Here is a 13,166-nt window from a genome sequence, read left to right as displayed (position 1 = left end):
GGAAAATCGCGACATGATGAAGAAGAAACAGAGTATCATCGCACTCGTCCTGGCAGCCATTGTAACAGTGCTTCTTGGATGGACGATGATCAAAGGATGGGGTCCTACCGGAACCGGTTCGATGAAGAACATCAACCTGGGTCTGGATCTGTCCGGCGGTGTCAGCATTACCTATCAGGCCGTAAAGGACAACCCGACAGACGAAGAAATGTCAGATACCCGCTACAAGCTGGAACAGCGTGCGCAGCAGTACAGCGAAGAGGCACAGGTATATCTGCAGGGCGACAACCGTATCACCATTGAAATCCCGGGTGCAACCGATGCAACCACCATTCTGGAAGAGATGGGTAAACCGGGAAGCCTGTATTTCATCAAACAGACCAACGATGACGGAACAGAAAACTACACCTACGACAGCACGACCGGCGAGTACGTTCTGAACGGAAAAACTATCGAAGAGCTCGAGGAGGACGGCTCCGTCGTTCTGACCGGTAAAGATGTGGAGAGCGCAGAAGCCATGCATCAGCAGAACTCCACCACAAAAGCAACCGAGAGCGTCGTTCAGCTGAAAATGACCGACGAAGGAAAACAGAAATTTGCAGACGCAACCCAGGAAGCCTACAGCGCAGGAAAGAGCATCGGTATCTACTATGATGAAAAATTCGTCAGTGTACCGAGTGTAAACGCTGTGATTTCCGATGGTACTGCAGTCATCTCCGGCGGAAACATGGACTGGGATGAAGCAACCAGCCTGGCATCCACCCTCCGTATCGGTTCCCTTTCCCTGAAACTTGAGGAGATCAACTCCAGCGTCGTTGGAGCACAGCTTGGATCTGCAGCTGTTTCCACCAGCGTAAAAGCGGGAGCGATCGGCATTGTACTGATTATCCTTTTCCTTGCAATCGTATATCGCCTGCCTGGTATTGCTGCCGGATGGGCACTGCTCATCTATGTTGAGCTGAATCTGATTGCTTTAAATGCATTTGACCTGACATTGACCCTGCCTGGTATCGCAGGTGTTATCCTGTCGATCGGTATGGCGGTCGATGCGAACGTTATCATCTACGCCCGTATCGAGGAGGAGATCGGTGCCGGAAAGACGGTTCATGCGGCAATCCGCGACGGATTCAAGAAGGCAGCTTCTGCCATCCTGGACGGAAACGTGACGACCCTGATTGCAGCAGCTGTTCTGTATGCGCTTGCGAGCGGAAGTGTCCGCGGATTCGCCATGACACTTGCTCTTGGTATTGTTCTTTCCATGTTCAGCGCCATGGTTGTTTCCAGACTGCTGGTCAACAGCCTGTACGGTATGGGACTGAAGGATGCGAAATACTACGGAACCAAGAAAGAGCGCAAGGGATTTCCATTTGTGGAAAAGAGAAAGATCTTCTTCACGATCTCCTGCATTCTGCTGCTTGCCGTTCCGGCCAGCATGATTTTCATGCATCAGACAAAGGGAAGCGCACTGAACTTCGGCCTTGACTTCAAGGGCGGTACTTCCATCAACGTTCCGTTCAACGAGGATTACTCCATCGAAGAGCTGGACAAAGAGGTAGAGCCGGTTGTGGAAGGCGTGACAAAAGATTCCAATATTCAGATGACAAAGGTTGTCGGAGGCAACAATGTCATCATCAAAACACGTTCTCTGACTCTGGAAGAGCGTGAGCAGGTTTACCAGGCAATGGCAGACAATTTCGGTGTCGATACTTCTGAAATCACTTTCGACAACATTTCTTCTACTGTAAGTAAAGAAATGAGCCAGAATGCGATGAAAGCAGTTATCATCGCTGTAGTCTGCATGCTGCTGTACATCTGGATCCGTTTCCGCGACATCCGTTTCGCATCGAGTGCCATCCTTGCACTGATGCACGATATCGCCATTGTATTCGGATTCTATGTGGTATCCCGTATTTCGGTCGGCAGCACCTTTATCGCGTGTATGCTGACGATCCTCGGCTATTCCATCAACAGTACGATCGTCATCTTCGACCGTATCCGTGAGAATCTGCCGGAGTTAAAGAGAGAGCCGATCGAGTCCCTGGTTGACCGCTGCATCACGGACACCCTGACCCGAAGCATTTACAGTTCCCTCACCACCTTTATCACCATCTTTGTTCTGTTCGTGATGGGAGTTTCTTCCATCCGCGACTTTGCAGCACCTCTGATGGTTGGTATCGTATGCGGAGCTACACTTCTGTCTGCATCACAGGTGCCCTGTGGTATGTGATGAAGCACGTTGGAAAAAACAAATATGTGCCGTCCAAAGCAGTACAGAATAAGACAAAAAATAAATAAAAGCAGCAAAAACCATAAAAAGAGAAACGCCGGACCGGAAAAGTCCGGCGTTTCCTGCTAACAGGAAAGAGGAGAACATATGAAGAAAGAACGCTGGGTAGTTTCGGCAAAACGCGCTGATTTCCAGGCAATTGCGGACCGGTTCGGCATCGATCCCGTCATCGCCCGCCTGATCCGGAACCGGGATGTGACCGGGGAGAAAGAGATCGAAGAGTATCTCTTCGGTGATCTGGAGCAGCTCCACGATCCGCTGCTGATGAAGGATATGGAGCGCGCGGCAGATCTGATCGCAGAAAAAATCCGGGAGAAAAAGCCGATCCGCATCATCGGGGACTACGACATCGACGGTGTTACGGCAACGTATATTCTGCTGACCGGATTAAAAGATCTCGGTGCCGATGCGGATGTGCGTATCCCGGACCGGATTGCAGACGGATACGGCTTAAATGAGCATCTTGTGCAGTTTGCCGCGGATGAGGGGCGGGACACGATCGTCACCTGTGACAACGGCATCGCGGCGGGCAGTCAGATCCGTCTGGCAAAAGAGCTTGGCATGACGGTTGTTGTGACGGACCACCACGAGGTTCCGTTTGAGGAGGATGAAAACGGAGAACGCCGCTACATCCTGCCGCCGGCGGACGCGGTTGTCAATCCGAAACAGAAAGACTGTTCCTATCCGTTTCCGGGCCTCTGCGGTGCGGCCGTCGCATGGAAACTGATCCAGACGATGGAGGCAAAAGCAGGTATTCCAAAGGAGCACAGCTTCCGCTTTCTGGAATTTGTCGCCATTGCGACGATCGGTGATGTGATGGATCTGCAGGGAGAAAACCGGATTTTTGTAAAAGCCGGCCTCGGGCGCTCCATAAAACGCAGAACCTCGGCCTGCAGGAGCTGATCCGTGTGCAGGGCATCGAGGCGGAAAACGTGACACCGTATCACATCGGCTTCGTTCTCGGCCCGTGCATCAACGCATCGGGACGGCTTGACACGGCGGAGCATTCGTTAAAACTGCTCTGCGCAAAGACACGTGAGGAGGCCGCAAAGCTTGCCGGGGACTTGAAAGACCTGAATGAAAGCCGCAAAGAGCTGACGCGCCAGGGTGAGGCGAAAGCAATCGAGCTCGTGGAAACCTCCCCGCTGCAGAACGACAAAGTCCTCGTCGTCTATCTGCCGGACTGCCACGAGAGCCTTGCCGGAATCATCGCAGGTCGCCTGCGGGAGCACTTCCACAAACCATCCTTCGTACTCACCAGAAGTGAGGAGGGCGTCAAGGGCTCCGGCCGCTCGATCGAAGCGTATTCGATGTATGAGGAGCTCTGCAAATGCAAAGAACTGATGACGAAATTCGGCGGCCACCCGATGGCTGCGGGCCTTTCCCTCGCAGGAGAGGAGATGATCGAACCGTTCCGCCGGGCACTGAACGATAATTCCACGCTGACGGAAGAGGATTTCGTCGAAAAAGTTGTGATCGATGTGCCGATGCCGATCACCTACATCACCAAAAATCTGATCCGCCAGTTAAGTCTCTTGGAGCCGTTCGGAAAAGGCAACACGAAACCGCTGTTCGCACAGAAAGGACTGACTGTATTAAATTACCGCATTTTTGGAAAGAATAGAAACGTGGTGAAAGTACAGCTTGCCGATGCGGGCGGATACCAGATGGATGGTGTCTATTTCGGCGAGGGAGAAGCGTTCGCCGCATACGTGGATGCACATCCGACCCTCTCGGTAGCGTACTATCCGTCGATCGATACGTGGAACGGACGCGACAAATTACAGATCAATATCCAGAGTTATTTTTAAAGATGCAGAAAAGCCGCAAATACCTGATTTTTCTGCCCTGTTTTCTATCGGAAACAAAATTGACGCAGAAGAATATTGATGCTATACTGTAAGGTGAATTGTCAAACCTTGACGAAACGGAGGAATATTTTATGAAAAAAGTAGAGGATTACGTAAGAAGTATTCCGGATTTCCCGGAACCGGGTATTATTTTCAGAGATGTAACGAGTATCCTGCAGGACGCAGACGGACTGCAGCTTGCCATAGATGAGATGCAGCATTTTGTAGAAGAAGTAGACTGTGACGTAATCTGCGGAACCGAGTCCCGCGGCTTCATTTTCGGTATGCCGATTGCTTACAATCTGCACAAACCGTTCGTGCCGATCCGTAAAAAAGGAAAACTTCCTCTGGAGACCATCGAGGAGAGCTATGACCTAGAGTACGGCAGCGCAACGATCGAGATGCACAAAGACTCCATCAAACCGGGCCAGAAGGTAGTCATCATCGACGACCTGATTGCAACCGGCGGTACCGTGGAGGCTTGTGCAAAAATGATCGAGCGCCTCGGCGGCGAAGTAACCAGAATCGTGTTCCTGATGGAGCTTGCCGGCTTAAAAGGACGCGAAAAACTGGCAAAATATGATGTAAAATCTGTCATCCGTTACGATGGCAAATAACGTATCCAACGAAACGCAGGGGTTAATCATGAGAGCGGAGGATACATATGGAAGAAGAGAAAAGAATCAGTGAAGAAGAATTAAAGAAGGATGTGGCGGCGGCAGAAGCCAGAATCCGCAAGACGGACGATTTTACAAGTCCGGAGGAATTATACGGGGAATTGATCGCTTCTGTGAAAAAATATCATCCATCGGACGATATTTCCCTGATCGAAAAAGCATACCGCGTGGCAGCGGATGCACATAAGGACCAGAAAAGAAAGAGCGGGGAACCGTACATCATCCATCCGCTCTGTGTGGCAATTATCCTGGCAGATCTGGAGCTCGACAAGGAGTCGATCGCGGCAGGCCTTCTGCACGACGTTGTCGAAGATACCGTCATGACCGAAGAAGAGCTGACCGAGGAGTTCGGCCCGGAGGTGTCCTGATTGTAAGCGGTGTCACGAAGCTGGCACAGCTGAAATATTCTGCGGATAAGGTCGAGGAGCAGGCAGAAAACCTGAGAAAGATGTTCCTTGCGATGGCAAAGGATATCCGTGTTATTCTGGTAAAACTGGCGGACCGTCTGCACAACATGCGGACCGCACAGTACTGGTCGCCGGAGACGCAGAAGAAAAAAGCGCGTGAGACGATGGATATTTATGCCCCGATCGCACAGCGCCTCGGTATTTCCAAGATCAAGGTCGAACTCGATGACCTTTCTCTGAAATATCTGGAGCCGGATGCGTACTATGAACTGGTGCAGAAGGTCAGCATGAAGCGGGAGCAGCGGCAGGAGTTTGTCGATGCGATCGTAAAAGAGGTGACCCGTCATATCCACCAGGCCGGCATTGAGGCAGATGTCAACGGACGAATCAAGCACTTTTTCAGCATCTACAAAAAGATGGTCAACCAGCATAAGACGCTGGATCAGATCTATGACCTCTTTGCGGTCCGCATCATCGTGGAATCCGTCAAAGACTGCTATGCAGCGCTCGGTGTCATCCATGAAATGTACACGCCGATCCCGGGCCGTTTCAAAGATTACATTGCGATGCCGAAGCCAAACCGTTACCAGTCCCTGCATACAACCCTGATCGGACCGAACGGACAGCCGTTTGAGATTCAGATCCGTACTTATGAGATGCACCGGATTGCAGAATACGGTATCGCTGCACACTGGAAATACAAAGAGGCCTCCGACGGCAAGAAACCGGGACCGGAGCAGGAAGAGGAAAAACTGACCTGCTGCGCCAGATTCTGGAGTGGCAGCAGGACATGGCGGACAACCATGAGTTCATGAACCTCTTAAAGAGCGATCTCGACCTGTTTGCCGACAATGTTTACTGTTTCAGCCCGGCGGGCGATGTCAAAACGCTTCCGGTCGGCTCCTGTGCCATCGACTTTGCTTATTCCGTCCACAGTGCGGTCGGCAACAAGATGGTCGGAGCGAGGGTCAACGGAAAACTCGTGCCGATCGAGACGGAACTTCACAACGGAGACCGCGTCGAGATCATCACCTCGCAGAACTCCAAGGGACCGAGCCGCGACTGGCTGAAAATTGCGAAGAGTTCCCAGGCAAAGAGCCGCATCAACCAGTGGTTCCGCCAGCAGAACAAGACGGACAACATCGTCAAAGGCAAGGAAATGCTCACCAGCTATGCAAAGCTGAAGGGCAAAAATCTTGGAATCTATACAAAACCGATGTACGAAGAGGCTGTCATGAGAAAGTACGGCTTCCGCGACTGGGATTCCGTTCTTGCGGCCATCGGCCACGGCGGCTTAAAAGAGGGCCAGGTCCTCAACAAGCTGATTGAGACGTATGAAAAGCAGCATAAAAAAGAGATCACCGACGAGCAGGTGCTCGAGGCGGCATCCGGAGAGAAAGTTCTGCCGGTTGGAAAGAGCAAGGGCGGCATCGTCGTGCGCGGTATCCACGATGTGGCAGTTCGCTTCTCCAAATGCTGCAATCCGATCCCGGGCGATGAGATCGTGGGCTTTGTCACAAGAGGACGCGGCGTGACCATTCACCGCACCGACTGTGTCAATGTCCTGAATCTGCCGGAATCTGAGCGGGCGCGCCTCATTGATGCTGAATGGCAGGCAGAGGACAACGGCGGCTCTCTCTATACCGTGGAGATCAGCGTTTACGCAAACAACCGTACCGGTCTTCTGGTGGATATCTCCAAGATCTTTACCGAGCGGAAGATCGACCTTGCGGCGATGAACGTGAGAACGAGCAAGCAGGGAACGGCTTCCATCGATGTGACGTTCGACGTGCACAACAACGAAGAGCTGAACAGCATCATCGAGAAGGTGCGCCAGGTGGAGAGCGTGATCGATATTCAGAGATCGAGAGGATAAAAAGGAGAAAAGCGTATGATAAAGGTAAATTACCGGGCACTTGGAATGCTCTCGACAAACTGCTACGTTGTGGAAAATCCGGACAGCCAGAAGGTGCTGATCGTGGACCCGGGCGATTCGCCGCTGGAGATTGAACGCCAGATCGACGAGATCGACGGCGACCCGGAGGCCATTCTGCTGACCCATGGCCATTTCGACCATATGCTGGCAGCGGATGCGTTGCGGAAAAAATACCATATTCCGGTCTATGTCCATGAAAAGGAGCAGCACCTTCTGGGGGATGCAAGGGAAAATCTTTCCGGCCTCTGGAGCGCGCCGTACACGATGCAGGCAGACAAAACGGTAAAAGAGGGCGATATTCTGCATCTGGCGGATTTTAAATCCATGTGCTTGCAACACCAGGCCATACGGCAGGAGGCGTCTGCTATTATATTCCGGCAGAAAAAGCACTTTTTTCCGGCGATACGCTGTTTTGCGAATCATATGGAAGATACGATTTCCCGACATCCTCCGGAAGAGATCTGATTGCATCGGTCAAACGCCTGTTAAAAGAGCTTCCCGGGGATGTGACTGTGTATCCGGGCCACAACGATGAAACTACGATTGAACATGAAAAGAGGTACAATCCCCTTGCTTAATATCAGCCTTTGTTTTAACAGAAAAGATTTTGAATACGATGTGTATTCCCTGATCAAGGCATTCTATCCCGGCTGCGAGATCACCTCGTGGTACGAAGAGGATGGGGCGCCGGACGGGGAATTTGCATATTATGATAAGATCCTGTACGCGGCAGACCAGATCTGCTTTTCCATAGAAAATGAGAAGCACGAAGAGCTTTCTGCCGCGTGTGAGGCGGTGGAATATGAAAAAGACCGCCACGAAACGAAAAATGTCCTGAAACGGATGGTCTATCGCACGCTCTCGAAAGTGAGCGGAAAAGAACTTCCGTGGGGCGATCTCACCGGCATCCGTCCGACGAAAATTCCGATGAAGATGCTTGAAGAGGGTAAAAAAAATGTAGAGATTGCGAAATACATGCGCGAAACTTACTACACCAGCCCGGAAAAGACGGCACTTGCGATCACGATTGCCAACCGGGAAAAGGACATTTTAAAGACGATCGACTACGAACACGGTTACAGCCTGTACATCGGCATCCCGTTCTGTCCGAGCATCTGCCTGTACTGTTCCTTCGGCTCCCATGTGTTAAGCCGCTGGGAGCATATGGTAGATCCGTATCTCGATGCACTGATCAAAGAACTGATCTTTATCAGTGAGAACATGAAGGATTACACCCTTGATACGATCTACATCGGAGGCGGTACGCCGACCACGCTGAATGCGGCACAGATGGAGCGCCTGCTCACGAAAGTGACAGAGCTTTTCCCGATGGAGCAGGTGCAGGAGTTCACCGTGGAGGCAGGACGGCCGGATACGATCCATGAGGAGGTCTTAAAAGCCATCCGCAAATTCCCGGTCACCCGTATTTCGATCAATCCACAGACCATGAACCAGGAAACGCTGGATCTGATCGGACGCCACCATACCGTGGAGGAGATCGAGGAGAAGTTCCGTATGGCGCGTTCCCTTGGATTTGACAACATCAACATGGATCTGATCGTCGGTCTGCCGGGCGAGGACAAGGAAAAAGTGGCGCATACGTTGGAAAAAGTGGAAGCGCTGAATCCGGATTCCCTGACCGTCCATTCCCTTGCGTTAAAGCGTGCAACGAGACTCAACCTGTTCAAAGACAAATATCAGGAAATCTCGTTTGAAAACTCTGCCGAGATCATGAAAATGACGATGGACAGCGCACACCGCATGGAGATGGGACCGTATTACATGTACCGCCAGAAAAATATGGCGGGTAACTTTGAGAATGTCGGCTACTCCCGCGAAGGAAAAGCAGGCATCTACAACATCCTCATTATGGAGGAAAAACAGTCCATTCTGGCCGCGGGAGCCGGAGCGTCCACGAAATTCGTGTTTGAACATGGAGAGCGCATTGAGCGGGTGGAGAACGTGAAGGATCTGAAAAACTACGTGGAGCGTATCGATGAAATGATCGAGAGAAAACGTATCGGAATGGAGAAGTATCTGCCAAAATGAAAGAAAATTCCAGTCAGCAGCTTCACATGCTGCGCTATACCCTGACCGAGCAGCTCATCCACGGCATGGAAGTGAGCAATTTAGCTTACGATCTTGCGCGGGAACTGGGGTATGAGAAAGAAATCTGCTATGAGCTTGCAAAAGCGGGCGTTCTCCACGATATCGGAAAGATTGTACTGGAGAATTACGTAGAAGAACAGGATACACTCGTCGTCGAGGAGATGCGCTTTGTGCGGACCCATTCCACACTGGGCTATGAACTCCTGCAGGGACGCGGATACTCCGATTTTGTGCTGGAGAGTATTCTGTATCACCATGAAAATTATGACGGAACCGGGTATCCGGCCAATCTGGCGGGAGAAAAGATTCCGTTTGGGGCGCGTATCTTACGCATCTGTGATGTGTACTGCGCGCTGACCTCCGACCGCCCGTACCGGAGTGCGTTTACGCGGAAACAGGCGATGGAGCTTATGACAGAAGAAGTCAAAAATTTCGATCTGAAAATGTTCCTGGCATTTCAGAGAGTGATCCACAGCGGCAGCCGGAAAGCGATCGAGCTTTCTGATGTCGATGAATTGATCCGGGAAATCATAAAGGAGAAAACAGAAAATGGCATTAAAGAAGAAACCGGTTACCGGAATGAAAGATATTTTACCGAAAGAAATGGCAATCCGTGACTACGTGATCCGTCTGATCAAGGAAACTTACGGAACCTTCGGCTTTACCTCCATGGAGACCCCATGCGTGGAGCACATCGAAAACCTGAACAGCAAACAGGGCGGCGAGAATGAGAAACTGATTTTCAAGATCTTAAAAAGAGGAGAGAAGCTGAAACTCGAGACCGCTGAGAAAGAAAACGATCTCGTAGACAGCGGCCTGCGTTATGACCTGACCGTTCCGCTCTGCCGTTACTATTCCAACAACGCAAACGAGCTTCCGTCCCCGTTCAAAGCACTTCAGATGGGAAATGTATGGCGTGCAGACCGTCCGCAGAGAGGAAGATACCGCCAGTTCATGCAGTGCGATATCGATATCCTCGGCGAGCCGACCAACCTCGCAGAGATTGAGCTGATCCTTGCTACCACCACACTGCTTGGAAAACTGGACTTCAAGAACTTTACGATCCGTATCAATGACCGCCGTATCTTAAAAGCAATGGCAGCCTACAGCGGATTCCCGGAGGAGTCCTATGACACCGTATTTATTATCCTCGATAAGATGGATAAAATCGGTTTTGAGGGCGTTGCCAAAGAGCTCGAGGAAGCCGGCTTTGCAAAAGAGTCCGTAGAGAAATACCTGAAAATGTTCGAGGAGATCACCCCGGATACCGCAGGCGTAGAGTACTGCCGTGAGAAACTCGAGGGATTCCTTGACAAAGAGTACGCAGACGGCCTGAAGACCATCATCGACAGTGTCAATGCCGTGAAGACCGCAGAATTTAAGATCGCTTTCGATCCGACTCTGGTGCGCGGAATGTCCTACTACACCGGACCGATCTTCGAGATCGCTATGGATGAGTACGGCGGATCTGTCGGAGGCGGCGGACGCTACGATGAAATGATCGGAAAATTCACCGGAAACCAGACCTGCGCATGCGGATTCTCCATCGGATTTGAGCGTATCGTTATGCTTCTGCTTGAGAGAGATTACCAGATCCCGGGCGCACAGAAGAAAAAAGCGTACCTGATCGAGAAAAACATGCCGGCAGAGGGAATGCAGAAGATCATTCAGCAGGCGACAAAAGAGAGAAGTGAAGGCACGGCCATCAACATCGCCGTGATGAAGAAGAACAAGAAATTCCAGAAAGAGCAGCTTGCCAGCGAGGGCTACACTGAGATCGAAGAATTTTTTGTTGACAAAATGTAAGGAATATCCAATAATAGTAATCGCATGAAAAAACGATGTGCTGCGGATGCAGATTCTTTGTGTCCGCAGTTCCAAATAGGAGGAACAAGAAAATGGCTGAATCCATGAAAGGCCTGAAGAGAACCTGCCGCTGTACGGAAGTCACAAAAGCAGATATCGGAAAAAAAGTAACCCTGATGGGCTGGGTACAGAAGAGCCGTAATAAAGGCGGAATTATTTTCGTCGATCTGCGTGACAGAAGCGGTATTATGCAGATTATCTTTGAGAACGGCCCGATCAGTGAGGAAGGTTTTGAAAAAGCAGCAAAACTGCGCAGCGAGTTTGTGATCGCCGTAGAAGGCGAAGTCATGGCCCGCTCCGGTGCGGTAAACGAGAATCTGGCAACAGGAGAACTTGAAGTAAAGGCTGAGTCCTTACGCATCCTTTCCGAGGCAGAAACCCCGCCGTTCCCGATCGAGGAGGATTCTAAGACGAGAGAAGAGCTCCGTCTGAAATACCGTTACCTGGATCTGCGCCGACCGGATATCCAGAGAAACCTGATTATGAGAAGCAAGGTGGCAATGCTCACCCGTGAGTTCATGTCAAAAGAAGGTTTTCTTGAGATCGAAACCCCGATGCTGACGAAATCCACACCGGAAGGCGCCAGAGACTATCTGGTACCGAGCCGTGTTCATCCGGGCAGCTTCTATGCACTGCCGCAGTCTCCGCAGCTGTTCAAACAGCTTCTGATGTGCTCCGGCTATGACCGCTATATCCAGATTGTAAAATGTTTCCGTGACGAGGACCTGCGTGCCGACCGTCAGCCGGAGTTCACCCAGATCGATATGGAGCTTGCTTTCGTTGATGTAGATGATGTTATCGATGTCAATGAGAGACTGCTGGCACACCTGTTCAAAGAGGTGCTCGGCGTTGAGGTACAGCTCCCGATCCAGAGAATGACCTGGAAAGAGGCTATGAACCGTTTCGGTTCCGACAAACCGGACCTGCGTTTCGGTATGGAGCTGGTTGATGTTTCCGAGACCGTAAAAGATACCGAGTTCGTTGTATTTAAGGGCGCACTTGAAAACGGCGGTTCTGTCCGCGGTATTAACGCAAAGGGACAGGGCGCAATGCCGAGAAAGAAAATCGACAAGCTCGTTGAGTTTGCGAAAGGTTACGGTGCAAAAGGTCTTGCATACATTGCAATCCATGAGGATGGAAGCTGGAAATCTTCCTTCTCCAAATTTATGACAGAGGAGCAGATGGAAGCCCTCATCAAAGCCATGGACGGACAGGCTGGAGACCTTCTTCTCTTCGCAGCAGACCGCAACAAGATTGTTTGGAACGTTCTTGGCGCACTTCGTCTGGAACTGGCAGAGCAGATGGGACTTCTCGACAAGAACGAATACCGTTTCGTATGGATTACCGAGTTCCCGCTTCTGGAGTGGTCCGATGAGGAGAACCGTTTCACCGCAATGCATCACCCGTTCACCATGCCGATGGACGAGGATCTGCCGCTTCTGGATACCGATCCGGGCGCAGTTCGTGCAAAAGCTTACGATATCGTCCTGAACGGCACTGAGATCGGAGGAGGAAGCGTTCGTATTCACCAAAACGATGTGCAGGAGAAGATGTTTGAGATGCTTGGTTTCACAAAGGAACAGGCACATGAGCGATTTGGTTTCCTTCTGGATGCTTTCAAATACGGAGTTCCGCCTCACGCCGGACTGGCTTACGGACTGGACCGTCTTGTGATGCTGATGGCAAAAGAGGACAGCATCCGCGACGTCATCGCATTCCCGAAGGTAAAAGATGCTTCCTGTCTGATGACCGAGGCTCCGTCACCGGTTGACGCAGTACAGCTGGAAGAGCTTGGTCTTGAGGTTGAGCCGCAGGCTGAGGAAGAGACAACAGAAGAGTAAAGAAAATTTTGTAATTTACAGGACAGACAATTTTGCAGAAGTGCAGCGTTGTCTGTCCTTTTTTAGGTTTCACTCGATCGGTGTAAAGAAAAACTTAAGAAATTCTTCCACGTCTTCCCCGTTGTTTTGCTGGAAAAAAGTGCTACAATATGGTTTGTAAGAAAGATACGGAAACATCCACAGCAAGTGGAAC

The 13,166-nt window shown here is 51.0% G+C and carries 8 protein-coding genes and 2 pseudogenes; all 10 read left to right on the top strand.

Annotation, left to right across the window (positions count from 1 at the left end; genetic code table 11):
- Positions 1-13 precede the first annotated feature (13 nt).
- The 10 genes and pseudogenes from secD to aspS all read left to right on the top strand — a co-directional run bounded on the left by secD (position 14) and on the right by aspS (position 12,973).
- Positions 14-2,227 carry a protein translocase subunit SecD gene (gene secD / locus DW965_RS04305; RefSeq protein ID WP_330420878.1) on the top strand — a complete coding sequence of 738 codons (2,214 nt, stop codon included), beginning with the start codon at positions 14-16 and terminating at the stop codon, positions 2,225-2,227.
- A gap of 147 nt (positions 2,228-2,374) precedes the next feature.
- Positions 2,375-4,098 (top strand): annotated as a pseudogene (recJ, locus tag DW965_RS21995) (single-stranded-DNA-specific exonuclease RecJ).
- Positions 4,099-4,229: 131 nt separating this feature from the next.
- Positions 4,230-4,754 carry an adenine phosphoribosyltransferase gene (locus tag DW965_RS04295; RefSeq protein WP_117509253.1) on the top strand — a complete coding sequence of 175 codons (525 nt, stop codon included), beginning with the start codon at positions 4,230-4,232 and terminating at the stop codon, positions 4,752-4,754.
- 47 nt (positions 4,755-4,801) lie between these two features.
- A pseudogene (locus DW965_RS21990) lies at positions 4,802-7,097 on the top strand (RelA/SpoT family protein).
- Positions 7,098-7,112: 15 nt separating this feature from the next.
- Positions 7,113-7,622 (top strand): MBL fold metallo-hydrolase, encoded by a 510-nt coding sequence (locus DW965_RS04285; protein ID WP_305764534.1) that lies wholly within the window; start codon positions 7,113-7,115, stop codon positions 7,620-7,622.
- Positions 7,529-7,735 carry an MBL fold metallo-hydrolase gene (locus tag DW965_RS21985; RefSeq protein WP_305764535.1) on the top strand — a complete coding sequence of 69 codons (207 nt, stop codon included), beginning with the start codon at positions 7,529-7,531 and terminating at the stop codon, positions 7,733-7,735. Before DW965_RS04285 ends, DW965_RS21985 begins: the two co-directional genes overlap by 94 nt.
- On the top strand, positions 7,707-9,206 hold the full coding sequence (gene hemZ / locus DW965_RS04280) for a coproporphyrinogen dehydrogenase HemZ (RefSeq protein WP_119198072.1): 1,500 nt from the start codon (positions 7,707-7,709) through the stop codon (positions 9,204-9,206). Before DW965_RS21985 ends, hemZ begins: the two co-directional genes overlap by 29 nt.
- Positions 9,203-9,883, top strand: a complete 681-nt coding sequence (locus DW965_RS04275) for an HD-GYP domain-containing protein (RefSeq protein WP_119198071.1) — start codon at positions 9,203-9,205, stop codon at positions 9,881-9,883. The genes hemZ and DW965_RS04275 overlap by 4 nt, the downstream gene beginning before the upstream one ends.
- The gene (gene hisS / locus DW965_RS04270; RefSeq protein WP_055227609.1) at positions 9,816-11,072 is read left to right on the top strand and encodes a histidine--tRNA ligase; all 1,257 of its coding nucleotides are present in this window, start codon (positions 9,816-9,818) and stop codon (positions 11,070-11,072) included. The genes DW965_RS04275 and hisS overlap by 68 nt, the downstream gene beginning before the upstream one ends.
- Positions 11,073-11,164: 92 nt before the next feature.
- Entirely contained in the window at positions 11,165-12,973 is a 1,809-nt protein-coding gene (aspS, locus tag DW965_RS04265) for an aspartate--tRNA ligase (RefSeq protein ID WP_119198070.1), read from the top strand.
- Positions 12,974-13,166 lie beyond the last annotated feature (193 nt).

Source organism: Blautia sp. AM47-4, from assembly GCF_003479865.1.
Lineage (GTDB): Bacteria > Bacillota > Clostridia > Lachnospirales > Lachnospiraceae > Fusicatenibacter > Fusicatenibacter saccharivorans.
This window is presented reverse-complemented; position numbering and strand designations above follow the sequence as displayed.